This is a genomic window from Chitinophaga dinghuensis (genome assembly GCF_003259435.1).
Lineage (GTDB): Bacteria > Bacteroidota > Bacteroidia > Chitinophagales > Chitinophagaceae > Chitinophaga > Chitinophaga dinghuensis.
Genome location: NZ_QLMA01000001.1, coordinates 956,903 through 983,546, shown reverse-complemented (window position 1 = coordinate 983,546; position 26,644 = coordinate 956,903). Strand labels below are relative to the sequence as shown.

The 26,644-nt window shown below is 45.8% G+C and carries 18 protein-coding genes; 11 read left to right on the top strand and 7 right to left on the bottom strand.

Annotation, left to right across the window (positions count from 1 at the left end; translation table 11 throughout):
* Window positions 1–66: 66 nt before the first annotated feature.
* Window positions 67–1,503 (bottom strand): arylsulfatase, encoded by a 1,437-nt coding sequence (locus CLV59_RS03995; RefSeq protein ID WP_111590698.1) that lies wholly within the window; start codon window positions 1,501–1,503, stop codon window positions 67–69.
* Window positions 1,504–1,650: 147 nt separating this feature from the next.
* Here CLV59_RS03995 and CLV59_RS03990 point away from each other — a divergent pair, with 147 nt between their 5' ends.
* A complete protein-coding gene (locus CLV59_RS03990; protein ID WP_111590697.1) occupies window positions 1,651–3,078 on the top strand; it encodes an amino acid permease in 1,428 nt (475 codons plus the stop codon).
* 229 nt (window positions 3,079–3,307) lie between these two features.
* A complete protein-coding gene (locus tag CLV59_RS03985) occupies window positions 3,308–3,934 on the top strand; it encodes a 2,3-bisphosphoglycerate-dependent phosphoglycerate mutase (protein WP_111590696.1) in 627 nt (208 codons plus the stop codon).
* On the opposite strand, the gene CLV59_RS03980 is transcribed toward CLV59_RS03985, so the two are convergent.
* Window positions 3,935–4,438, bottom strand: a complete 504-nt coding sequence (locus CLV59_RS03980; protein WP_111590695.1) for an Lrp/AsnC family transcriptional regulator — start codon at window positions 4,436–4,438, stop codon at window positions 3,935–3,937.
* A gap of 151 nt (window positions 4,439–4,589) precedes the next feature.
* On the opposite strand from CLV59_RS03980, the gene ppsA reads away from it, so the two are divergent.
* The 6 genes from ppsA (at window position 4,590) to CLV59_RS03950 (ending at window position 12,463) form a co-directional block, all read left to right on the top strand.
* A complete protein-coding gene (gene ppsA, locus CLV59_RS03975; RefSeq protein ID WP_111590694.1) occupies window positions 4,590–7,025 on the top strand; it encodes a phosphoenolpyruvate synthase in 2,436 nt (811 codons plus the stop codon).
* A 20-nt stretch (window positions 7,026–7,045) separates the two neighbouring features.
* Window positions 7,046–7,807, top strand: a complete 762-nt coding sequence (locus CLV59_RS03970; protein ID WP_111590693.1) for an AraC family transcriptional regulator — start codon at window positions 7,046–7,048, stop codon at window positions 7,805–7,807.
* A 67-nt stretch (window positions 7,808–7,874) separates the two neighbouring features.
* Window positions 7,875–8,300 (top strand): VOC family protein, encoded by a 426-nt coding sequence (locus CLV59_RS03965; protein WP_111590692.1) that lies wholly within the window; start codon window positions 7,875–7,877, stop codon window positions 8,298–8,300.
* An 88-nt stretch (window positions 8,301–8,388) separates the two neighbouring features.
* Window positions 8,389–9,123, top strand: coding sequence for a hypothetical protein (locus CLV59_RS03960; protein ID WP_146616117.1), 735 nt, complete (start codon window positions 8,389–8,391; stop codon window positions 9,121–9,123).
* Between the two features lie 370 nt (window positions 9,124–9,493).
* On the top strand, window positions 9,494–11,425 hold the full coding sequence (locus tag CLV59_RS03955; protein ID WP_111590690.1) for an SPFH domain-containing protein: 1,932 nt from the start codon (window positions 9,494–9,496) through the stop codon (window positions 11,423–11,425).
* 84 nt (window positions 11,426–11,509) lie between these two features.
* Entirely contained in the window at window positions 11,510–12,463 is a 954-nt protein-coding gene (locus CLV59_RS03950) for a phytanoyl-CoA dioxygenase family protein (protein ID WP_111590689.1), read from the top strand.
* Between the two features lie 32 nt (window positions 12,464–12,495).
* Here the strand turns inward: CLV59_RS03950 and CLV59_RS03945 are convergent, their stop codons facing one another.
* The 5 genes from CLV59_RS03945 to CLV59_RS03925 form a co-directional block, all read right to left on the bottom strand.
* On the bottom strand, window positions 12,496–13,818 hold the full coding sequence (locus CLV59_RS03945) for a pectate lyase (RefSeq protein ID WP_211323715.1): 1,323 nt from the start codon (window positions 13,816–13,818) through the stop codon (window positions 12,496–12,498).
* A 15-nt stretch (window positions 13,819–13,833) separates the two neighbouring features.
* On the bottom strand, window positions 13,834–15,429 hold the full coding sequence (locus CLV59_RS03940) for a DUF5123 domain-containing protein (protein WP_170137638.1): 1,596 nt from the start codon (window positions 15,427–15,429) through the stop codon (window positions 13,834–13,836).
* Between the two features lie 11 nt (window positions 15,430–15,440).
* Window positions 15,441–17,267 carry a RagB/SusD family nutrient uptake outer membrane protein gene (locus CLV59_RS03935; RefSeq protein WP_111590687.1) on the bottom strand — a complete coding sequence of 609 codons (1,827 nt, stop codon included), beginning with the start codon at window positions 17,265–17,267 and terminating at the stop codon, window positions 15,441–15,443.
* 19 nt (window positions 17,268–17,286) lie between these two features.
* The gene (locus CLV59_RS03930; RefSeq protein WP_111590686.1) at window positions 17,287–20,517 is read right to left on the bottom strand and encodes a SusC/RagA family TonB-linked outer membrane protein; all 3,231 of its coding nucleotides are present in this window, start codon (window positions 20,515–20,517) and stop codon (window positions 17,287–17,289) included.
* A gap of 326 nt (window positions 20,518–20,843) precedes the next feature.
* A complete protein-coding gene (locus CLV59_RS03925) occupies window positions 20,844–21,878 on the bottom strand; it encodes a GntR family transcriptional regulator (protein WP_245950767.1) in 1,035 nt (344 codons plus the stop codon).
* Window positions 21,879–22,067: 189 nt separating this feature from the next.
* On the opposite strand from CLV59_RS03925, the gene rhaT reads away from it, so the two are divergent.
* From rhaT to CLV59_RS03910, 3 genes are all read left to right on the top strand, one after another.
* Window positions 22,068–23,123, top strand: a complete 1,056-nt coding sequence (gene rhaT / locus CLV59_RS03920; protein ID WP_111590685.1) for an L-rhamnose/proton symporter RhaT — start codon at window positions 22,068–22,070, stop codon at window positions 23,121–23,123.
* A gap of 26 nt (window positions 23,124–23,149) precedes the next feature.
* Complete coding sequence (locus CLV59_RS03915) at window positions 23,150–25,279, top strand: bifunctional aldolase/short-chain dehydrogenase (RefSeq protein ID WP_111590684.1); 2,130 nt, start codon at window positions 23,150–23,152, stop codon at window positions 25,277–25,279.
* 81 nt (window positions 25,280–25,360) lie between these two features.
* Window positions 25,361–26,635, top strand: a complete 1,275-nt coding sequence (locus tag CLV59_RS03910; protein WP_111590683.1) for a sugar isomerase — start codon at window positions 25,361–25,363, stop codon at window positions 26,633–26,635.
* Window positions 26,636–26,644 lie beyond the last annotated feature (9 nt).

Below are 26,644 nucleotides of genomic sequence, written 5' to 3'. Positions count from 1 at the left end.
CTATTAAATGTAAATGGCCAACCAAAACGAATTGGTTAGCCATTTACATTTAATAGAGGTGTAATACTATTTCTTCAACAGTGGGAATATCGTTGATTCCACATGTTCCCTATCTATAATTGCCTGCATTTGCTTCACAATTTCAGGATTTGCAGCAGCCACATTATGTTGTTCGGCGGGATCTACTGAGAGGTCATATAACTCTAACCCTGGAGCAGGATTGGCTGTCACATTCATTTTCACCGCTTTCCAGTTACCGCGTCGAACTGCTTGTCTGCCGCCGTTTTCATGGAATTCCCAATAGAGGAATGGATGTTGCGCCTGTTTCTTTTTGCCGGTCAGCTCCCGAACAATAGAGATTCCATCAATATGCTGAGGCGTCTTCACTCCTGCAAGATCCGCAAAAGTAGGCATCATATCCCAGAAAGCGCCGGTATAGTTACTCACGCTGCCTGCCTTAATTTTGCCCTGCCATCTGGCAATAAAAGGAACGCGGATGCCGCCTTCATACAGGTCTCTTTTAATACCGCGGAGGTTACCGCTGCTGTTGAAGAATGCCGGATCGGCGCCTCCTTCTGCATGCGGACCGTTATCGCTGGTAAAGATCACCAAGGTATTATCATCCAGGCCCAGTTCTTTTAGTTTAGCCATTACCTGGCCTACATACATATCCAGCCTGGTCACCATGGCAGCAAAAGTAGCATGTGGATATTCCTGGGAGACATACCCGTTCTTTTTGGGTTCAGGTCCGTAAATAGCGCCTTTATATGGTTTCTCTGGAAAGGTTCCTTTAAAACGAGCCAGGATACTATCTTCTGGCGCAATTAGTTCCGCATGTGGTAATGTATACGCCAAATAGAGGAAAAATGGCTGATTTTTGTTGGTTTCCATAAATTTCAGCGCTTGTTCCTGGATAATTTCAGGGGCGTATTGGGCCGTATGTTCTAACTGACCGTTGGCAGTTAGCTCTACACGGTCGTCATTACTCCAGAGATGTGTCGGATAATAACGATGGGATTCCATCTGGCAGTTATATCCGTAAAACTGGTCAATCCCTTGTTTGATAGGATCGCCTTCAGAGCCTACTGGTCCGAGGCCCCATTTACCAAAGGCGCCGGTTTTATAGCCCGCTGTTTTCAGTACTTCTGTTAGGGTCACCACAGAATCTGCGATGGGTTGTTGCCCTTCGGGTCTGATTTCTTTATTTCCCCTTACAAAAGTATGGCCGGTATGTTTGCCGGAAATAAAAGAGCAACGGGAAGGCGCACACACAGAAGTACCTGCATAAAACTGGGTAAATCGTTTTCCTTCCTTAGAAAGTTGGTCGATATGAGGTGTGCTGAATTTTTGTTGCCCATAAGAGCTAAGGTCCCCATATCCCAGGTCATCCGCGAGGATGAAGATGATATTGGGTTGTTTTTTTTGTGCGTTCACTGTTACGGCCGTGTGCAGAAGTGCTGCTCCCAGGAGAGCCACACCGGCCGATTTTCTCAGAAATGTCATGGAATCTGGTATTTATACCTGGCTAATTTAACGTTCAAAATACACTTATCATAGCCTATTACATGAGTGGAAGTATATTTTTCTGAAGGAATTAGTTAAAATTACACATATTGCAACCTACCTATAGCAATCAACTTGAAATCAACAATGGTACAAAAAGACGAAGCGCAGCACCTTAAAAGAGGGCTGCAAAACAGGCATATCCAGCTGATAGCCCTCGGTGGAGCTATTGGCACAGGGTTATTCCTGGGCATAGGCCCTGCGGCTGTATTGGCGGGTCCTTCTGTTATCCTCGGTTATGCATTGGCCGGCGTTATCGCTTTCTTTATTATGCGTCAGCTGGGAGAAATGGTGGTGGAAGAACCGGTTTCCGGAAGCTTCAGCCATTTCGCTTATAAATACTGGGGCACTTTTGCAGGCTTTGCCTCCGGATGGAATTACTGGATTTTATATATCCTGGTAAGTATGTCCGAACTGACAGCCATCGGTTTATATGTGCAGTTCTGGTGGCCTGAAATTCCGCTCTGGGCATCCAGTTGCTTCTTCTTTGTAGCCATCAATGCCCTGAATCTCAGCTCTGTAAAAGTATACGGCGAAGCTGAATTCTGGTTCTCTATCGTTAAAGTAGTGGCGATCATTGCCATGATTGTTTTTGGTACCTATCTGCTGATCAGCGGCAGCGGCGGATCTCAGGCCACTGTAGCCAATCTGTGGAACGACGGCGGCTTTTTCCCTAAAGGACTGCTGGCATCCGATGGTAAAGGCGGATACGAGGGATTACTGGCAGCCATCTCGCTGATCATGTTCTCCTTTGGAGGATTGGAGCTCATTGGTATCACTGCTGCAGAAGCAGATAAACCAGAGAAAACCATCCCTAAAGCCACCAACCAGGTGATCTACCGTATTCTCATTTTCTACGTAGGTGCGTTGGTGATACTGTTTGCATTGTCGCCATGGAAAGATATTACTACGAAAAGTAGTCCCTTTGTTACGGTATTCGAAAGTCTGAAAGGCTTCCAGTACACGATTTTTGGCTTTACTATTAACTTCACAAGTCTGATCGCGAATGCGCTGAATCTCATCGTACTGACAGCTGCACTATCTGTTTACAACAGTTGCGTATATAGTAACAGTCGCATGTTATACGGATTGGCAGAACAAGGCAATGCGCCTAAATTTCTTTCCAAACTGAATAAAAACAGTGTGCCTGTACAGGCTATCGTAGTATCTGGCCTCTTTGCAGCGATATGTATCATTGTGAATAAACTGATGCCGGAGAAAGCGCTGGAAGTGTTAATGTCATTAGTGGTATCAACCCTGATCATTAACTGGCTGATGATAACCGTTGTTCATTTTCAGTTTAAGAAGAATAAGAGAGACGCGGGTCTGCCTACTAAATTCCCTTCTTTCCTATATCCGCTCTCCAACTATATCTGCCTCGTATTTCTCGTAGGTATATTAGTGTTGATGTGGATCACAGGATTGCAACTGCCGGTAGCACTGATACCAATTTGGGTATTCTTCCTTTTCATCTGCTACCTGATAGTGAAAAAGAATAAAGAACGAAAAGCATAATTTTTTCTCGCAAAGGACGCAGAGATAAAAAGGGCGCAAAGAAACAAAGATGGTGTTATGTTGTTTAAGGAGAAGTATTAAGAGTACTGTTTATCCTTACGGAGACAAACGCTTGAAGCACCAATGATCAGTAGGTCATTGCAAGGCGAGATAAAGTAAATATCCTTCAACAACAACGATTTACCTTGTTTGCTTTGCGCCCTTTGCAAGCAATAAAAAGCTTCCTACTATGAGTGTAAAATTGTTTTTAATCCGACATGGGCAATCACAATGGAACCTGGAAAACCGCTTCACAGGCTGGAAAGACATTGATATCACGGAGAAAGGCAGAGAAGAAGCCAAAGAAGCCGGAATAGAGCTGCGTGGAGAACGTATTGATATTGCTTTCACTTCTACCCTGATAAGAGCGCAGCATACCCTGGATATTGTTCTGCAGGAATGTGGCGCTGCCGGTATCCCTGTGATTCAGGATAAAGCCCTCAATGAGCGCTCCTATGGCGATCTGGAAGGTCTCAATAAAGCCGACACCGCCGCCAAATACGGCGACGAACAAGTACATATATGGCGTCGTTCATTTGATGTACGCCCTCCCGGCGGAGAAAGCCTCAAAGATACTTATGACCGCACCATCCCCTATTTCATTCATACCATCTTCCCTCATCTGGAAGCGGCCGAGAACGTACTGATTGTGGCACATGGCAACAGTCTGCGGGCACTGGTCATGTTCCTGGATAATCTTAGTCCGGATGAAATATTACAGCGTGAACTAGCCACTGGCGTGCCATTGGAATACATTATGGACCGACACATGCTGGAATCGCTGCGCCTCCGCTACGGCAAGACCTCCCTCGCCTGATTATTTGGTACGATGATCTATTTTGTTGACGAACTCCGTTTTCAGATGAAGTCCCCGCTCATGCTTGGATTCCGATAAAACGAAGAGACTGCGTATTTTCCGGATATTATCCAGTTTGGAGAGTTTATTGGAGTAAAATGCGTCATAAGCCTCCATATCGGCCACAACGATTCTTAACAGATAGTCGAACTGACCACTCATTTTATAACATTCCAGGACTTCCGAGAACCCATCTATGCTTTGCTCGAAGGCCATCAGCCTGTCGTGACCATGCATTTCCAGGGTCACACTGGTATAGGCTACCAGGGCATTTCCCAGCTTGTTCCTGTTCAATACGGCAATATATCCCAGGATATACCCTTCTGCCTCCAGACGCTTCACCCGCTCAAATATGGCAGTGACCGACTTCCCCAGTTTGGCGGCGATCTCTTTATTAGTCGTCCGCGCATCCTGTTGTAGTATGTCCATTATACACATATCCAGCATATCGGGAATAAAAGCCATGTCTGATTTTCCTCAAAAATAGGTATCCAGGTACAAATGCTGAAAAAAATTCGGATTAGGGGCCGCAATTCCGTTTTGTTTTCGGTGTCGGCCCATCATCATCAAAGTTACCGGTATAGGGAGATACCTTCATGTAACAAATCGTACTATCATGAAAGAACATATCATATTACCCCTGGAAGAAGTGAGCCTGGATTCCATTTCCCTAGTAGGCGGTAAATCAGCCTCCCTTGGCGAAATGATCTCCAGTTTAACAGAGGCAGGCGTGAAAATCCCCACCGGATTCGCTATCACTACCCGCGCATATTATGATTTCCTCCAACATAGCGGACTGGAATCTTATATCAAGGAACAGATCGATAATATAGACTTCGAAGATATTACCAGTTTGCGCAGAGCAGGTATGCGTATCCGTCAGGCAATCAGCAGCACCCGCTTTCCGCATGAGCTGAGCCGGGAAATCATTGCCGCTTACCATGATCTGTCCAGACAATACGGTCAGGAACAAACGGATGTAGCCGTACGTAGTTCCGCTACTGCGGAAGATTTGCCGGATGCTTCCTTCGCCGGACAACAGGAAACCTTCCTGAATGTACGTGGCCCTGTTGCCCTCGTAGACGCTGTACGCAACTGTTTCGCCAGTCTCTTCACCGATCGTGCCATCAGCTACCGCTCCACTTTCGGATATGATCATTTTAGTATAGGCCTTTCCGTATGTGTACAGAAAATGGTACGCTCTGATCTCGGCGCTTCCGGCGTCGCATTCTCTCTGGATACAGAATCCGGCTTCAAAGATGTAGTATTGATCAACGGTTCCTGGGGCTTAGGCGAAATGGTAGTACAAGGCGCTATTTCTCCGGATGAATTCATCGTATACAAACCTCTGCTCGGCTCCGGATACACGCCTATCGTGGAAAAGAAACTGGGCCACAAAGAAAAGAAAATGGTGTACGGCGAAAGCAGCGACGAACGCACCAAAATCATCAACGTGGAAAAACAGGCCCAGCATCAGTTCTGCCTGACGGATGCACAAATCATGCAGCTGGCAGAATGGGTCACCTGCATAGAAAAATACTATTCCACTAAAAAAGGACAATGGTGTCCTATGGACGTAGAATGGGCACTGGATGGACTTACCAATGAATTGTATATTGTTCAGGCAAGGCCGGAAACCATTCACTCCCGCAAGGACCATAGCAAAGTAATTTCTTACAGCTTCGGCGAAGCCGCTGCCAACAGAGAACCTATATTGAAAGGTATTGCCGTTGGCGATAAAATCGCCGCAGGCAATGTCAATATTCTCTTCTCCCTGGACAACAGGCTGAATGCAGGTTTGGGCTTCCAACCCGGCGATGTGCTGGTAACAGATATGACGGACCCCGACTGGGAACCGATCATGAAAATGGCTTCTGCCATCGTCACTAATAAAGGCGGACGTACCTGCCATGCTGCCATCGTAGCCAGAGAAATGGGGATACCTGCCATTGTAGGTTGCGGCGACGCTACCGACAAGCTGACCTCCGGCCAGTCTATTACCGTGAGTTGCGCTGAAGGAACAGAAGGCGTAGTGTACGACGGCATCCTGCCATTTGTGGAAGAAGCGCTGGATTTGCAGGAACTCCCTGCTGTCAATACACAACTGATGCTGAACGTGGGCACTCCCGCCATGGCATTCCAATATTCACATCTGCCCAACAGAGGCGTGGGATTAGCCAGAGAAGAATTCATCATCAACAATTATATCAAAGCCCATCCTTTAGCATTGCTGAGACACAGAGAACTGAAAGATGCGGATCTCACTAAAAAAATTACACAGCTTATACAAGGCCATAAAAATGAAGCGGACTACTTCATCAATCAACTGGCTTATGGCGTTGGAAAAATTGCTGCCTCCTGTTATCCGGAGAAGGTGATTGTTCGTTTCTCTGATTTCAAGAGCAATGAATATTTCAACCTCTTAGGTGGAAAATATTTCGAGCCTAAAGAAGAAAATCCGATGATCGGATGGAGAGGCGCCAGCAGATATTATTCCGAAGAATACAAACCTGCTTTCCAACTGGAATGCGCCGCCATCCGCAAAGTGCGGGATACCATGGGATTGAGCAACGTTGTAGTCATGATTCCATTTTGTCGTACCGTAGAGGAGCTGGATAAAGTCCTGGAAGTAATGGAAGAATTTGGATTAAAGCGCGGTACTAACGGGCTGGAAGTATATCTGATGGCAGAATTACCTTCCAACATCATTATGGCAGAAGAATTCGCTGCACATATAGACGGGTTCTCCATCGGCTCCAATGACCTTACACAGTTGACATTGGGACTGGACAGAGATTCCAGCATAGTGGCATCTTTATATAATGAAATGAATCCTGCGGTACAGCGTATGATTACGCGATTAATCCGCGTAGCAAAAGAAAATCATGTGAAAGTAGGAATCTGCGGACAAGGCCCTTCTGATTTTCCGGAGTTCACAAAAATGTTGATCAGTCAGGGTATTGATAGTATTTCTGTAACGCCAGACGCTGTTACAAAAACACTGAAAGCGATATCTGAAGCGGAACACGCAGCAGTTGGCGCTACTGTCTGATAAATTGCTAACTTGGTGGTATGTATTTCACCATACCACCACATCCTGCATTGGCCGCCTATATAGATGCATATTGGGTCAGCCATGCAACGGAGGATATGCAACTCTGCATATTACCGGACAGTTGTGCCGATATCATCATCAATATCGGTAGCGCAAAAGTGATGGTAGGCAGTCAGCAATTGGCTACTTATGATGCGTTTACAGTAGGCACGATGACGGTCTGCAACAACAGTCACCATACTGCAGGAAGTCATTTGCTGGGCATACGTTTTAGGGCGGGAGGCATGAAAATACTCATGGGCTTTCCGCTCCATTTACTTACCGACGACCATATTCCGGTGTCTGACATATCAAGTGAGTGGCAGGAGCAGCTTCAACAATTACTGGAGACTGCGCCTGCCCTTGCCACTAAAATATCCCGTCTCAATCAATTCTTTTTGTCTCGCCTGACCATCATTCCTGGCCCTGCATTACGCATACAGGAAGGACTTCGGCTGATTCGACAGGCAAACGGCAATATCCGCACAACAGATCTGGCCCATGCCACGGCGACGGGCATACGAAATTTTGAAAAACAGTTTAAAGAATACACCGGCGTAAGTGCGAAAACATTCTGTCGCATTACCCGTTTCTTAGCCACCAAAGCAATCCTCCGTAACACTTCTCCAGGGCAGATCTTACAGGTAGCGCTGGAGGTGGGTTATTATGATCATGCACATCTTTCCCATGAGTTTAGGGAGATGGCCGGCGCTCCGCCGGAAACATTCCTGCGGCAATAATAATTCGTTTTTTTACAAACAACCAATAGTACTTCCTGATTACATTGCACCAGTAAACGAAACGAGCATGCAACAGCGATTATCATTGATTACCCTCGGTGTCAGGGATTTGGCGAAGTCCATTCAGTTTTATGAAGCAGGACTAGGTTGGAAACGTTCTTCTGCCAGCCAGGAAAGCGTGATTTTTATTCCTTTGGGAGGGATTGTATTATCTCTTTATGGCTGGAATGAATTGGCAGAAGATGCCTTGCAATCGCCAGCAGGAAATGGTTTCAGAGGCATTACCTTGGCGTATAATACTCGTAGCAGAGCGGAAACGGATGCAGTATTACAACTGGCCACTGCTGCCGGAGCCACGCTTGTCAAGCCGGCACAGGAAGTATTCTGGGGAGGATACAGCGGTTATTTTGCAGACCCAGATGGACATTTATTTGAAGTAGCGCATAATCCGTTTTGGGAGATGAATGATAAAAATGAAATCATTTTGCCCTGATATATAGGAATCGGAACTATCTAGCTTAACTGCGGCAATGCCGCAGTTATTTCCCTGAAAAATCGTTAAATTAGGGAAAACCATGTTTATGAAAGTAGTGACCCTGAACCTCTGTTTGTTAGTAATCACCTGCATACAGGCCACTGCGCAGGATTCTACCAGCTATTTCCGCACCAATCAAATGTCAAACGCATTAGATAACTTCATGCGTAGCCGTTCTATTTTCACGGCCAACAGCTTCTCCACTCCTGAAGGAACCGTTGGCACCCCTTATCTGTTTGACGACTGGGGATATATGTGGCTGGACTCCATAGACAATCAGCCTGTAAAGAAATCGGTCATCTATCAGGCAAATATGGATCTGCAAAAAAATGAAGTCATCATCAAAGGTGGAGATGGCAAAGCATATATTCCTGAAACCAACAATGTACAGGCCATGCATTTCAAAAAAGGTAATGAAGTACATGCCTTTGTACGCGCCAATCTGGATGGCGCAATGAAATTCGCGGAGCAGTTGTCTACCGAAGGTAAATATGTGCTACTGAAAGATATAGGGATCACTTTCACACATGCCGACTATACCGATAAAGGTATGGTACAAACAGGCAAACCATACAACGAATACAAAAAGAAATATACTTACTACCTGGTACAGGATAATAAAGCCACAAAAATTCAACTGAAGAAGAAAAGCATCTTAACTGTAATAGACAAAGATCCTGTAGCAGTAGCCGCTCTGAATAAATATATTTCCGGCAATAACGTAGAGGAAGCTGCATTGATTCAGGCGGTGGATGCAATGAATATGCCTGTTGCTAAATAGAACAACAAAGCCGCTCTGTTTGTCGTTCCTCCCCACTGGAAAAGAGCGACAAACAGGAGCATTAATAATCAAATGTTTTGTCAACCACAAGATAAGCTGGTAAAAATATTTTTGTTTATATTAAAAAAAACGCCACTTTTACTGCGTAATTCACACACTCAATGGAATCCGACAATAGAGGCATTTTGTTTTTGACAGCCTACATTCTGACCAACTTCAACACTTCACCACCTTTCTGCTAATAACAGTTCTGGCATACCTTTTGGATATATAGCGCCATTAAAATTTCTAGGGCCCCCTGAAATGAAAACGCAGCTATAGAACCTTCTGTATACACATATTTCAACACACACATTCTAAATCCCTAATAATGGAAAAAACATCCACTTTGATGTGGGCGTTGCTCATCGGCGTGCCCGTACTATGCCTTGTACTCTACAAAGTAATACTTCGTATATGCTTTGGCGTTGTAATCGTACCAGAAGACCGTATTGGTCTTGTTACCAAAAAATTCGTACTCCTTGGAAAGCAGGAGCTGCCCGAAGGCCGCATTGTGGCCACTAACGGAGAAGCCGGTTTTCAAGGCCAGACACTGGCTCCAGGTATCTATTTCTGGAAATGGATATGGCAGTACAGTATTACCTTCCAGCCTTTCACCATTATCCCCACGGGAAAAATCGGGCTTGTACTCGCCAAAGATGGCACTGAGCTGGAAACAGGCAAAATACTTGCCCGAAAAGTCCCTTGCGACTCCTATCAGGATGCAGTATCATTCCTGCAAAACGGAGGTCGTAAAGGTAGACAAACAGGCATCATCACGCCCGGTTCTTATCGTATCAACACCTTCCTCTTCGATGTGGAAATTACAGATACTATTACCGTTCCTGAAAACGCTGTAGGTATTGTTACCACCATGGAAGGTAAAGCGCTGGAAACTGGCGCCATCGCCGGCCGCACCGTCGAAAGTCACAACAACTTCCAGGATGTGGACACCTTCCTCGAAAACGGCGGCTACAAAGGGTTACAGGAACAAGTAGTACTGGCTGGTACTTACTTTATCCACCCATGGTTTGCAAAAATCGAGCTGGTGAAAATGACAGAAATAGCCATCGGACATGTAGGCGTTGTAATCTCTTATGTGGGTAATGATGGAATAGACATCAGCGGTGCAGAATTCAAACATGGTAATATCGTAGCCAAAGGTCAGAAAGGCGTATGGGCAGAGCCACTGGGCCCTGGTAAATACCCTATCAATCCATATACCATGAACGTGGAACTGGTACCTACCACCAACCTCGTTCTGAACTGGGCATCCGCCAGAAGCGAAGCCCACCAACTGGATAAAAACCTTTGTACCATTACCGTTCGCAGTAAAGACGGTTTTACTTTCAACCTGGATGTGTCCCAGATCATTCATATTCCCACCAATGAAGCGCCTAAAGTAATTGCACGCTTCGGTAATATGAGTAACCTCGTAACGCAGGTACTGGAGCCAACCATCGGTAACTATTTCCGTAACTCCGCCCAGGGCTCTGATGTAATCAGCTTCCTGACCAGTCGTAAAGAAAGACAGGAATCTGCAAAAGAACATATCGGTCATGTACTGGAACAATACAACGTATTTGGCGTAGATACGCTCATCGGAGATATCGTTCCTCCGGAAACACTGATGAAAACCCTGACAGACCGTAAGATCGCCGAGGAACAGAAAGTTACCTACGATACAGAAAGACTGGCACAGGAAACCCGTCAGAAACTGGAAAAAGAAACCGCGATCGCCGATATGCAGAAAGAAATCGTGAAGGCCGACCAAGGCGTATGGATCGCTGAAAGATTAGCCGATGCTTCCGTGAAAAAAGCAACCGGTGATGCCAACAGCGTACGTCTTCAGGCGAATGCAGACAGCGACAGAATGAAATTGATGGCTGCCGGTGAAGCTGAAAAAGTGAGATTACTGGCAAAAGCTGAGGCAGAACGTACAGAATGGATCGCTAAAGCCGAAGCAGAAAGAATCGCCCTCACAGGTAAAGCAGAAGCAGAAAAAATCCTCGCTACCGGTCAGGCTAGTGCAGAGTCTTATAAACTCGCAGTAGAAGCAATGGGTGGCAATAACTTCACCCAACTGAAAGTAATGGAAGCCATCGGTGCACAGAATATCCGCATCATGCCGGATGTACTCATCGGTGGAGGCGAAGGAGCTAATGGCCCTATCTCCGGACTACTGGGACTCCGACTCCTCGAAGATGTTGCAAAAAAGAATAACGATAAAAATACAAGCAATGAAGCAAGTGAAAACAAATAACAGTTAACCCTCTCTATCCGCCAATTCTAAAACCGAACGCCGCATTCTTGCGGCGTTTGCTTATTTAATTCTATCTTGGGCCTTATGCCACATGACTTTCACTCCTTTATTCAAGTAATGGTTGCCACACACCTGGCACAAAAAAATCGACAGACCGCCCCCGTTTTTGAAAATTTCAGTTATTACGAAGTACGATGGATGGGCTTTGCGGAGATCGGCGCTTTCGAAACCTATAATTTCCTATATACTGCCTGCAAAGATCCACAGCATTTCAGGGAATGGCTATTGGCATTGAAAGGCGCTCCTTTCCTGGAGGAAGCTGCACAGAAATACCAGCAATGGCTTACATCAGAAAATAGTGAAAGTAGTCTACCAACCACATTCTCACTGACAGCGGAGCAGCAAGCATGCTGGCAAACGCAGGGCTATCTTCGTATCGGAGGACTTGTACCCGATCAACTATGCGATGAAGTAGTGGCTGTTATTCGCAATTCCATGGGCATCGATTTGCAAAACCAGGATACCTGGTATCCCGAAAATCCCGATTGGCATGGTCTGATGTTACAACAGTATCAAGATCCTGCTATTGCCGCTATCAGAAATCACCCGCTGCTTAAAGCGTTGTTTGCTGAATTATACGGTACCCATCAACTTATCGCCAATACAGAAAAAGTAAGCTATAATCCACCAGAAACGGATTCCTGGAAATTCAGACATGAACATTTACATTGGGATATTGATCCGGAACAACCACTATCACTTAATATACAAGGATTGATTTACCTGGAAGATGTACCGGAAAACCGTGGCCCGTTAAAAGTAATACCGGGTTTTCAACATCAATATGAAGACTACATTTCAACATTTGCAGATTTTACCGCAGCGCGGCAGGCCATAAAAGTGCAACCTGGAGCGGTAAAAATTCCTGGGAGGAAAGGAGATGTGATATTATGGCAACATACTTTGCCACATTGCGCTACCGCCAACAGGGATATATTACCAAGATTCGTACAATACGTCAGTTTCACAAAGTGCTGATGATAATACTCCCCGTCGCGTTACGCTGATGCTTATTTAACAATACTATTCAGATAGACTTCAATATTCGTATAGTCTTTATCGAGATCATGTCCATTCTGATCATTTGCAGAAGCAGGATTTAATCCATGCGCCTTTTCCCAGGCATCCGGAATCCCATCTTCGTCTGTATCTGTGTCAGCAGGCAGTGACTGGAGTACTGGCCATCCTCCTACATCTGTCTGCGAATCTATAATGCCATTGCCTTGCTTACCCATAGCAGATTTCCCTGTCTGCACTTCCCTGATGATACGCAGATCAGTGGCATCTCTTTTAAAGCTGGCTCCCACTCCTTTCAGCACCGCATCATAAGCCGTTCGTGCATCCGTAGACGTTACTGCTGCCACTTCGAAAGGCGTTGATACTACCGCTGCAGACGGGTCCTTACATTGTACGCCACCATTCAGGTTATTCGCCGTAACAACTGCATCCTGGTAAATATAATTTCCATCTACATAAAACTTCCCATATGGCTCCGAAGGATTGATAATACGATTCCGCACGTTCTTTTTAGTAGCTGGTCCGGCCTTGTAGTAATTGTTCACCATATTATAACGGCCGCCCTCTCCTCCGTAAGCACTGTTAAAACCCCAGTTATAGATCACATTATTCCGGAAATCCACCAGCTCATCCACCGTATTCTGCGTGGTGGAAGAACCGCTGAAACGCGGATTTCTACTATTATTGCTGGCGATCAGATTATGATGAAAACTGGCTTTTGTTCCGCCCCATATACCACCATATCCATGGGCGCCCTTCACATGGTAAGATTCATTCAACGCTTCAGCAATCAGGCACCATTGCATGGTAAAGTCACTGTTGTAATAGAAAGAAGCGCATTCGTCCATCGCCCAGCTCATAGAGCAATGATCAATGATGATGTTCCCCCCTCTCCTGCCACCAAGGGCATCATTCTCCTTGCGGGATTCATCGCCCAAACGGAAACGCATATACCGGATAATCACGTTATGCGTTTCTACATAAGTGGGATAATTGCTTACGCATATACCATCTCCGGGGGCCGATTGCCCAGCAATCGTGATATCTCCTTCTTTGATAGAAAGGGAAGATTGCAGGGCAATAGTTCCGGAAACGCGGAATATTACAATGCGGGGACCTTTGGCTTCTACGGCGCTGCGCAAACTTCCAGGTCCTTTATCATTCAGGTTGGTAACAAAAATCACGCGGCCATTTCTGCCGCCTGTAGCAAATTTGCCAAATCCTTCCGCACCAGGAAAGGCTTGCTGCTGCGCATGTACAACGCCAGCCAGCAAGCATCCTGTCATCATCATCTGCCAGAAAAATCTTTTCAGCATATATGAGTTGTTAGTTTATTGTCTCCAACGTGGATCTCCTACAGTGGATTTACCAGAAAAGTTATTATCCTTCAGATAGAAGTTACCCGCGGCCGGCGCCTGGAACAATGCAGTGGAAGATCCACTGTATCCTGTAAGTCCTGGTATCGGGTTCGCGGAAGCTGAATAATCGGATGTACTGAAACTGTTGCTGGAAGTAACGGAAGTGCCACTACCGGCTACTATTCCACGTACCGCGGTACTGGTCCCATTCAATCGCCCTGGCCCCAAAATACAGCTCGTCAGTTTGATACCATTGGTAACGTTAATGGAGGAACTGTAATCCACTAAATAGTTGGAACCGCCGCCCTGTGGCGCTTCGTTGATGGTGCAATCAGAGAGCAATACAGATGTAGAAAGTTTTCTGCCCACAATCACTTTCTGTACTTTATAAATGGTACTGTTCTGAATGGTAACATTCAGGAAAGCTCCTGCTGCACTACCATTCACTACGCCATAATCTGCAATACTGTCGATGATACAGTTATTCATCAGCACATTATTCACCGTAGTACCGTCTACGGTAGACTTGATCCTTAATACGCCTCTGAAGATCTCCATCTTGCAGGATTCAAAGATCATTTTATTGACAGTACATGGCTTATCCGCATTCAGGATGTAAGAGGCCGTATAATCTGCGCCCACGAGCGTTAACTCCCGGAAAACAATAGAGTCAATAGCCGTATTGGCGCCTAAGTTCAGATTGCTGTTGAATTTAATTACAGGGAATACCGGACTGAAACTGATCTCGCTCACAAAGGATACAGGTTTATCAATCGCCAGCTCAGCGCCGATTACATAAGTTTCTCCCCGCTTCAGGACAATAGTACTTCCGGCAGGTATCAACGGAAACGTGTCTGCCAATACAGATGGTCTGTTGGTAAAACCAGTCAGATCTACCAGTAATCCGCCGGCAGGAACACCTGCTTTAGTAGTAAAGGTGAGAATACCTTTACTCTTTCCTGTAGCCGTAAATATTTCCGCGGTGTAAGTAGTGGATGCTTTTAATCCATCTACCTGCTTTTTTCCCGCCTGACTTTCTGCGTCAGTTAAATTTACTACTACTTCCGCTCCAGATGCCGGTTTCAGCACAATCTTACTGAGCGCAGTAGTGGTCTGCCATTTTAGAATAACCGATTTATCAATGATATCAGCAGCAGATAAAGCAAGAAATAATTGTTCGCCGGTAATGCTGAAAGCGTTGCTGGTCAGCCAGAGCGAACTTTTCGTACTATCCTTTGCGTTAGTACGTACGCGTACATAATATTTAGTACGACTCACCAAATAATCATCTGTTATAACGATACTGGCAGTATCAGTTGTAAAGCGACGCGCGGTAGTCTGAAAGGAGGAATCTTGCGACAAATCAACCGTATAGGTAGCCTTATTTGTATATAAAGCTGCCACCCATGAAATGGTAGCGGAAGTTTGTCCACTGGAAATCTTAATATCGCCGGAAGGCATAAAAGTGCGCGACAGCTGCATATCTACCTCCGTACGGCGGCAGGACAACAGCGAAAACGCTGCCAGCAGAACGACCAGGATAAAAGAATAATTTATGCTGCGTTTCATTATCATAGGGATTAATTGTAACCGAAATTCTGCTTGAGTTTAAAATTGGTATTTAAAGCATCCGTAGGGATAGGAAATAACTCCTTCTTGTTTTCTTCGAAGTAGTACACATATCCTTTCAGTTCATTGGTCAGATAAGCTTCATTCACGGCTGCACGCCATGCCTTGGAGGTATATCCTGACGGCGCAGTGGAAGCGCCCAGTCCTGGCTCAAACAGCGTCTTTGCAGGCTCTCCGCCATAATTATCTAACTTGGAAACCTCCAGTACGGAAGGAAGCAGGTTATAATCTGCTGGTTTCGTATATACGTACAGCGGCAGATTCGCATAACGGCCTTCTCCCACCATGAACTGACGCAGCTTGGTTTTCGTCTCCGATAATTTTGTTGCCAGCAGATTCCAGCGGATCAGATCATATTTACGAATCCCTTCCCCGCCGAACTCCAATAAACGTTCTTGTACAATTGCTTTGAAAAATCCCTCTTTATCAGCAGGAATAGCAGGTAATTTGTCTTCATGACCTGCATAAGCCCTTCTGCGTACCATATCCAGGGCATTCTGCGCCAGGCTGGAAGGTGCGCCATTTACTTCATTGTCCGCTTCCGCATACATCAGCAGGATATCTGCAAAACGAAGAATAGGCCAGTCAATAGCCAGGTTCTGAGAAGTACCCGTAATAGCAGTCCAGGAACGTCTGAATTTTCCATCTGTCATGGCTATTCCGGTATTCATGATTTTCTTGCTGTCCTTATCTATTTCAAAACAGTTGATTGTAACATCTCTGCGGCAATCGGCGATAGAGTCAAACTCATAGAAATAAGTAGGTAACGCATTGATACCTCCGCCGCCACCGCCAAATTTGGAACTGGTATTATGACGAAGCCCGTTGTAATAGCCCAGCTTACTGTCGGTACTGGCATTACCGCCAAAAGCGCCCACTTCAAAAATCAGCTCATGCGCATCATCCATGCGGGTACTGGTATGTAGGCTTTTGAAGATATTCTCATACACTGGATTCAAGCCATGTTCTCCTGGTTGATCCATGATCTCCTTGCACTCTTTCAGGGCGATCTCATAATATTTTTTATAGTCAGATCTCCGTTCCATGGTATGAGTAGCAGTGCGAAGCGCATAACCGCCACGCGCCAACGCTATTCTTGCACGAAGCCCTTTCACTGCGGCTTTGGTGAGACGCAGGTTTTTATCTGGCGATTTACTCCTCCAAGGTATGAGGTCTTCTGCTATTGCAAGATCGTTTAACAAATGGTCATAGATGGTATCCTGATCCACTCTTGCCTGGTATAGATCCACCATATCTGCCGCAGGAACAAAGTGAGCCGGTAAATCGCCCCAGTTTCTAATGGCTTCATAGTAAAACTGTGCCCTGAGTGTCAGGGCTTCGCCATAGAGCTTCCGCATAGTTGCTTGTTCCTCTGCCGTTCCGCTCTTATAAGGATTGGAGAGCGGAATATATTTAATACAGTTATTGGCCCTTTCAATGCCTTTAAACAGCTGATTAAAGGGATTGATGAGATCCGTATTACCCGCACTGGCGCCATACATACTGATACCGCGTCTGTCGTCGGCGCTATAGTCGCCGGAGGTTTTGAAATCATCTGCCGACTGTGGGAACAAACAGGCAATACGGCTACCATAGCCATTATCGCCTATCAGCATTGCGTATACGCCGACCACCGCACTATTGGAGTTAGAGACTGTTTTAAAAGTTTCTTCAATGAGGATGGTAGAGGGCGAGTCCACCGCCAGGTATTTTTTACAGGATGGCGCCACTGCAATGCCTGCCGCCACCAAGATGATATATAGAGATTTTCTGCGCATTTTCTGAACGAGTTAAAGATTAAAAAGATGCGTTCAAACCAGCCAGCATAAAGCGGCTGCGGGGATAAGCCGCATAGTCTACAGATGGCGTCAGCGGATTAGAACGTCTGGTGTTGGCTTCAGGATCATAACCAGAGTACTTAGTGAAAGTATACAGGTTATTAACGGTAGCGTATACACGCAGGCGGCTAAATACTTTCGTACGTTTCAGCATTTTCTCTGGTAACGAATATCCCAATGTGACATTGCTGATACGGAGGAAAGAGCCATCTTCAATAGCGAAGGAATGCAGGAAATAGTTGCCTGCAGGCGCTGTCCAGTATTTAGTATCTTTATTCAGCTCCTTGAGTGCAGCCGGGTCTGTCACTTTCACGCCATTATCATCGTACCATTTCCAGCTGTCTTTCATGAACTCCAGCAGGTTGTTATCTTTATATTGATATTGTGTAGTAAACTCAATTTTATTGGCGTTATATACTTTGTTGCCATAAGAGAAATTGAGGAAAACGCTCATATCAAAGCCATTCCAGAAGAACTGTTGGTTGATACCGCCGAAGAACTTTGGTTGTGCATTACCTAACACCGTACGATCTGCCTGAGTGATCGTCATATTTTTATCATTGGAGAGCTTTTTCAGTTTCAGATCGCCGGGTTGCGGATCTTTGTTTCCCAGGGCAACAGCGCCATCATTTGGTACGTCTGGCTTCAGTATATATTTTTTAGTAGACGCATTGTAATCAAAATCATCTACTGAATAATAACCATCTGTCAGGTAACCATAAAACTGACCGATAGGCTTGCCTACTTCTACCATGAAATCCTGTAAACTGTTTACCCATCCGGATTGTACGAGATAAGATTTCAGCGGATTACCGGAAGGGTCGGTACCGAGACTTACAATCTGGTTTCTGTTGGTAGCGATATTGAAGCTGATATTCCAGTTAAATTTCTTCTTTGCCAGTACGCTTGCATTCACTTGCAGTTCAAGGCCGGTATTTAACGTCTGACCTACGTTTTGAATCTGATCTGTATAACCTGTAGTGGTAGGTATTTTCACATTCAGTAACAGATCTTTGGTATTGTTGCGGTACACATCCAGTGTGGCATTAATTCTGTTATCCAGGAAACTCATATCCAGTCCGAGGTTACGGGCAATGGTCGTTTCCCATTTCAATCTTGGATTGGATAATGACAGTGGCGCGAGTCCGGGTGTAACGGCCGATTCAAAAGCATAGCTGGAAGTGCTGGTGCCATACATAGTACGATAAAGATCATTATCGATACGGTTGTTACCGGAAGTACCGATACTACCGCGAATTTTCAGATCTGTGAGCCAGCTGATGTTGGCATTCTGGAACCATTTTTCTTCTGCCACGCGCCATGCAGCGGCGGCAGATGGGAAGAAAGCAAAACCATTATCATAGCTGAATTTGGAAGAGCCATCATAACGGCCGGTGACTGTCAGCAGATATCTGTTGTTATAAGAATAGTTTGCTCTTGCAAAGAAAGATGTCAGCTTTGCTTCCGATTGTGAAGTAGTAGGAGGGTCCTGGATTTGTCCGGTAGGCGGAGACGCTTTCTGAATACCCGCGAAGGCCTGATCTGGAGTAAGATCTGCCGGCATCCACTTCACAGTTGAATTGAATCCGGTGGCTTTTGTCTGGTATATTTCCTGTCCTAACAAAAGGTTCAGGTTATGTTTTCCAGCGAAAGTATTCTTATAGGTTAAAGTATTAGAATTCGTCAGTGTGGTGTTTTCTGCGGTAGTGATAACTACTACAGGCATATCGGCATTGTTACGAGCGATACTGGTAACTTTGCCATTGTAGGTATTAGCTTTTCCGGTGGAAGCAGTAATCCCGGCAACACTTTTAAAGGTCAGTTTCTTATTGAAATCATAGCTGAAATAACCGCTGAAATTCCCATCGTTTCTGTAATCATATTTCAACTCATTATGTGCCAGTAGTACAGGGCTGGTCAGGTTGGTGAGATTTGCGTAGTCCACATCGAATACATCCACGATATCTTCATTGCCGGGCGCAATAAATGGTTTGTATCTAACAGCGTTACGCAGTCTGTTGGTTCCCTGAGAACCAGTGGCGGAGGTACCTACGCCATCTACGCGCTGGCGGCCATAACGGGCGGTAACTCCCAACTTCAACTTGTCTGATGCATTGTGATCAAACTTAAAGGCAGCCATGGTTCTGCGGTATCCTGACTCTAACATGATACCGTCTTCCTGCACATTATTCAATGTCAGGTTGAAGCTGGAGTTTTTGTTACCACCGGTCGCTGTTACGACGTTGGTTAGGTTATGAGCATCTCGTCCAAACACCATGTCTTGCCAATCGGTGAAGGGCATTGATTTATAAATATCGAGGTCCTGCCAACGGCCGTATTTATCACGGAAGCTATTGGCGGTGGCGTCATCGGTATTGTAGTTATATACTTTGTACTGGTATTTCACGTAATCGTAAGGCTTGAGCACCGGGAGTTTATTGATGATGTTGCGATTACCGAAATAGCCATCGTAGTTAATGCGTGTTTTCATATCCTTACCGCCTTTGGTAGTGATAATCACCACGCCATTAGCGCCACGGGCGCCATATATGGCTGTAGAAGCCGCATCTTTCAATACGTCGATGGATTGAATTTCTTGGGGAGATAAAAGAGACAAGGCGTTTTCCACTTGTATTCCGTCCACGATGTATAATGGAGAGTTATCCTGTGTAATGGAGCCACCGCCGCGTACGCGCACGAGGATATCAGCGCCGGGGCGTCCTTCCGTGGTAGTTACCTGCACGCCTGCGAGACGTCCGGCAAGGGCTTCTGCCACTGTATTTGCAGGAATATCTTTCAGTTCCTTGGCAGCGTTGATACTGGAAACGGACCCTGTGAAGTCGCCACGGGTAACAGTTCCATAGCCAACTACTACCACCTCATTCATATTACTGTTAGAAGGTTCCAGCACGATGGTGATAGATTGTCCTGCTTTTACCGGAATAACTTTTTGTTGGTAGCCGATATAGGTGAATTGTAATTCTGCCGCTTTATCATCGGGCAGGTTGATGATAAACTGACCGTTAACATCTGTATTCACCCCTGTTGTGGAATTGCGCAGTCGTACAGTTACGCCGGGCAAGGGATCGCCGGCATCTTTGTTGGTGACGGTACCCTTTACCTGTCGGGATTGGGCAAAGCCAGCCATACTGCCACAAAGAATGGCAACAAGGAAAAGAAATCTTTTCATAAGTGGAAATAGTGATTTAATGTCCTGTAAGAGACTCCTTTCGATAGATTTTAGGTTGATAGAATCAGCTTTACAGCTGTGTTGATAAATTATGCCTTTACGCTAACGTGCATTTCAGTAAAGTCGATAGGTAAGGAAGCATCCAGTACAATCCTTTATAACGTGTCCTATATGGCCAATGGCCTTGTTTTGGTCAATTCCACTGCTTCAGTAACAAGTTTACACTTCAATTTTCTAATAGCCAACTGTTTCCGGGTATTTATTTACGCAATCGTTCCCAGAAGCGTTTTTTTTACCTGGAAAGAGAGAGATATAACACAAACGGTCTACAGTGAAGGGCGGAGCGTTAGATAGAAGGGAACTTCCACTTGTGCGGGAGCGTTGTCAAGGATTAATTGTGCAGCAGTTTCGCCCATGAATTTAAAATCCGTTGAGATGGTGGTCAGTCCGTTGAGAATTAATTTTTTCAGTGGGGTTTCGTTATAAGAAATGATGCCTACATCTTTTCCAATAGTGAGGTCTTTTGAGATGATACCTTCGAGGAGGGTAACGAGGTCGCTTTCGCGGAGATTGATGTATACGTCTCCTTTTTCAATGTTTTCTTTTTCGATGTCTTCCACCACCTGATATTGAAAGGCATAGTTCTGGCAGAATTGCAGGAAGCCCTGGTGAATTTCTTCCGGGTAATAGCTATGATTAGGGAAGATGATTTTTATAGTCTGGTATTTCTGCAGTTTAGCTTTTGCCTGTTCCAGTACAGCATAAATATCATTCTGGAAATCTTCGAATACGGCGCCATAGGTGCCTGTAACTCCTTTTAGTTTTTTATCGAGGAGGATTAATTTTTCTTTGGGAATACTATTCACTACCTCATCTACCTTATCCCATCTTTCCCGGAAATGAGGGAGGATGACTACATGCGTATAGGCGTCCAGGTTTTGGGAGAGTAATTTTCGAAACTGGCCGAAGTCGCTGTTATAGATATAGAAATCGATGCTGGCCTGTTCTCCGAGTTTGGCGGCGAAGGAATCATAAATAATCTTCTTGTGTTCGCTGAGTTTATTGAACAGGAGCAGTATTTTAAACTGACGGCCCAGGTTAGTATGTTTAATAAAATAGCCTTTACCGGGAACAGATCCGAGAATACCTAGTCCTTTCAGGTATTTATATGCTTTTTCCGCCGTATCCCGGGAGATATCAAATTCAAAACTGACTTCATTAATGGAGGGCATGATATCATCCTGCTGGAGCTTTCCGTCAGCGATGCATTTGATGATAGAATTGGCCAGCTGGAAGTATTTGGGTGTGACCGAAAAATCATCAATATATAAATACTTGAATATCGGGTGTTGTTTTATCACCGTGGTGTGGAATTTAGGTGTTCGTTCTACAAGGTAACTAATTGTACAGTAAGCATACCAATCGTATGTTAAGTTAACAAATAAATGAATATCCTGCATGGGAACATGACAGTCCATGACAGTTGAACGGCGGACGGGATGTAATTTTAGCAAAAGAAGTAAAAACAACTTTAGCCTTAAAATTCCACTATGCAAGCTATACTTGGGATTATTTTTCACTTTATAGGCGGGTTCGCCAGCGGTAGTTTTTATATTCCCTATAAGAAAGTAAAAGGCTGGAGCTGGGAAAGTTACTGGATTACCGGCGGCATTTTCTCCTGGCTCATCATACCATTCATAGCTGCATGGCTAACAGTACCATCCTTTATTGAAATCATAAAAAGTACAGACGGAATTACCCTTTTCTGGACCTATTTTCTTGGCGTACTATGGGGCATTGGGGGCTTAACCTTTGGTCTTAGTATGCGGTATCTCGGTATGAGTCTGGGTATGGCGGTAGCATTAGGCTTCTGCTCTGCTTTTGGCGCATTGATCCCTCCAATCTACCGGGAATTTTTCACAGACAGTCCAGATAACTTTTCGAAAATGCTCCACCACACCAGCGGGTATTTTATACTGCTAGGTGTGGTGGTTTGTCTTGTAGGCATTGCCATTTGCGGGCGAGCCGGCATGTACAAAGAAAAAGACCTTCCGGAAGATAAGAAGCAGGAACATATTAAAGAATTTGATCTTAAAAAGGGGCTGGCGGTAGCCATTATTTCAGGTATCCTCAGCGCCTGTATGAGCTTTGCTATTGCAGCCGGAGAACCAATGGGCCGTGCTGCTGTGCAAAACCAGGCGAATCCTCTTTTCCGTAATAATGTCATTTTTGTCATTATTATGCTCGGCGGACTTACCACCAACCTGGTATGGTGCATCATCCTCAATACCCGCAACCGCAGCTTTGGAGATTATGTCAATCGCAGTACTCCATTGATCAACAATTACTTATTTGCCGCTATCGCCGGTACCACCTGGTTCCTGCAGTTCTTCTTCTATGGCATGGGCGAAAGCAAACTGGAAAATGCACCCAGTTCCTGGATACTGCATATGGCCTTTATCATTCTGATTTCCAGTATGTGGGGATTTGCATTGAGAGAATGGAAAGGCGTCAGCAAAAAAACACTTAGTACCATCCTGATAGGAATTACAGTCATCATCATCTCGGTTATGCTGGTGGGATACGGTAATTCCCTGGTTAAATGATTTAGCGAAAAAACGAAAAAGCAATTATGTCAATCAATAATGACACGATCACCCGGTTCAAACATGTGAGTTATTTGTGGGATGCAGAAAAAGCTGCATCCATGGCGGGTGATGAAGTAGCACTACTCATCTATCGTTCTAACCTGCTCGGCGCAGACCTGCGTCTCACCAATTACGGCGGCGGTAATACCTCCTGCAAGGCCACAGCCAACGACCCTCTCACCAATGCAGAAACAGATGTGATGTGGGTAAAAGGCTCCGGCGGCGACCTGGGCACCCTCAAACGCAATGGCCTGGCTGCATTATATCTGGAGAAACTTCATCAACTGAAAAATATCTACAAAGGAATACAGATGGAAGATGATATGGTGGAACTACTCAACCACTGTATCTACGACCTTCAGTCAAAAGCGCCTTCCATTGATACAACCCTTCATGCCTTTCTACCCTTCAAGCATATAGACCATCTCCATCCGGATGCGGCAATAGCCATTGCTGCATCCAAAGATGGAAAAGCCATTACCACTGAATTGTTTAACGGCACCATCGGATGGGTGGAATGGCAACGCCCCGGATTCGATCTTGGACTGCAATTACAACAATGCCTGGAAGAAAACCCAGGTATCAGAGGTATTATGCTGGGCTCCCATGGACTTTTTACCTGGGGAGACACGGCCTATGAGAGCTATATCAATACCCTCGAGGTAATTGAACGCTGTGCCGCCTACATCCAGGAACATGAAGGCGTGAAACGCCCCGTTTTCGGAGGTAATAAAATAGAAACGCCGGCGCCGGCGGAAAGAGCCAGACAGGCTGCGGCCCTTGCTCCTATCCTCCGTGGCGCATGCTCCGGACATACCCGCATGATCGGTCATTTTACCGATGATGAAAGGGTATTACAATTCATTAATTCTCAAGATCTGCCCCGATTAGCCCCTATGGGCACCAGCTGTCCTGACCATTTTCTTCGTACCAAAATCAGCCCCCTCGTACTAGACCTCCCCGCTACCGCGGATCTGGGTCATCCGACTGAAATCAAACTGCAACTGCAGCCACAGTTCGAAGCATATCGGAAAATGTATGAGGAGTATTACAATGTCTGCAAACATCCTAACAGCCCGGCTATGCGGGACCCTAACCCCGTGGTGATCCTCTGGCCGGGAATAGGTATGTTCACCTTCGCAAAGGATAAACAGACGGCACGCGTAGCCGCCGAGTTTTACATCAATGCGATTAACGTTATGCGGGGAGCAGAAGCCATCTCTTCCTACATTGCTTTACCACGACAAGAAGCATTCGATATCGAATACTGGTTGCTGGAAGAAGCAAAGCTGCAACGAATGCCCAAACCTAAACCCCTCTCCGGCCGCATTGCCCTGGTAACAGGAAGCGCCGGCGGTATAGGAAAAGCAATTGCACAGAAATTTGCAGCAGAAGGCGCCGCAGTAGTGATCTGCGACAATGATACCACCCGGCTCGAAAATGCAAAAGCAGCATTTGATAAACAGTTTGGAAAAGACGGATTTACCTCCTACCTGCTGGATGTAACCAGTAAAGACAATGTAGAAGCCATCTTCCGCCATACGGCACTGGCCTTTGGCGGCGTGGATATCGTGGTGAACTGCGCAGGACTTTCCATCTCCAAACCGCTGGATGAACATACAGAGGCAGATTGGGACCTGCTCTATGATGTGCTGGTGAAAGGCCAGTTCCTCGTTACACAAGGAGGCGTGGCCCTAATGCGCAAACAACAGATTGGCGGAGATATACTGAATATAGTGAGTAAAAATGCCCTGGTATCAGGCCCTAATAATGCCGCCTATGGCTCTGCGAAGGCTGCTCAGTTACATTTGAGTCGACTCAACGCTGCCGAACTGGGGGCTGATCGTATACGCGTCAACGTTGTAAATCCAGATGCGGTTATCTCCGACAGTAAAATCTGGGAGGGCGCCTGGGCGGCAGGAAGAGCCAAAGCATATGGTATCAAAGTGGAAGAACTGCCGGCTTTCTATGCCAGCAGAACATTACTCAATGAAATTATATTGCCGGAAGATATCGCCAATGCCTGTTTTGTTTTTGTCAGCGGTTTGCTGAACAAAGCAACGGGTAACGTGTTGAACGTGGATGGTGGCGTTGCCATGGCATTCGTCCGATAGTAGATGAGATATTGCAGCATAATTCTCCTGTAATATCTCCGATAAATGAAGTATTTTATATGACCTGAAAATACCCCGGTTATGGAAATAGAAAAATACCAGATCGCCGAGTACAACGACCCCGTGCTGAACGCGCATCAAAAAGCATTTGCCTACATTGCAAGCACAGTGCCCAATGCAGAGGCCATCATTGAAAAACTAAGAGCTTTCCAGGTAGCCATCCCCAGTTGGGCTTTAGGTACCGGAGGCACCCGATTCGCCCGGTTTGCAGGCGGCGGCGAACCCCGTAACCTGGAAGAAAAAATCATGGATATAGGTCTGCTGCACGCCCTCAACCGCTCCAGTGGCGCCATATCTCTGCATATCCCCTGGGACATTCCATCTAACCCTGCTAATATCAGGGCATTAGCGGCCCAATACGGCCTTAGCTTCGATGCAATGAACTCGAACACCTTCCAGGATCAGCCGGGCCAGCCACTGAGCTATAAATATGGTTCTCTGCAACATACGGACAGCGCTACCCGACAGCAAGCTATTGATCATAATATCGAGGTAATCAACTACGGTATCGAACTCGGCTCCACTTCCCTCACTGTTTGGCTCGCAGACGGTTCCTGCTTTCCAGGACAACTGAACTTCCGAAAAGCCTTTCAGAACACCCTCTCCGGACTACAGGAAATTTATAAAGCCCTCCCGGAAAACTGGAAGATGTTCGTAGAATATAAAGCCTTCGAACCCAATTTCTATTCCACTACAGTGGGCGACTGGGGTCAAAGTCTGCTCTACGCCAATAAATTAGGCGAAAAAGCCTACACATTGGTCGACCTAGGCCATCATCTCCCTAATGCCAACATCGAACAGATTGTATCGCTGCTGCTCATGGAAGGCAAATTAGGTGGATTCCATTTCAACGATTCCAAATACGGCGACGATGATCTCACCGTTGGCAGCATCAAACCCTATCAGTTATTCCTCATTTTCAATGAACTGATAGATGGTATGGACGCCCGCGGCATGGAACATACCACCGATTTAGGCTGGATGATAGACGCCAGCCATAATGTGAAAGATCCCCTGGAAGACCTGCTGCAGTCAGTAGAAGCTATTATGCTGGCCTATGCTCAGGCATTACTGGTGGATCGCAGGCAGTTGGCAGAAGCGCAGAAACTGAATGATGTAGTACGCGCACAGGAAATTCTTCAACAGGCATACCGTACAGACGTACGTCCACTGGTGGCAGAAGCACGCCTCCGCGATGGCGGCGCACTCATGCCACTGTGCATATTCCGTTCTTCCGAAGTAAGGAAAAACCTTATCCGGGAACGCGGATCTGTGTCTGTCGCAACAGGATTATAGGAAAACCCA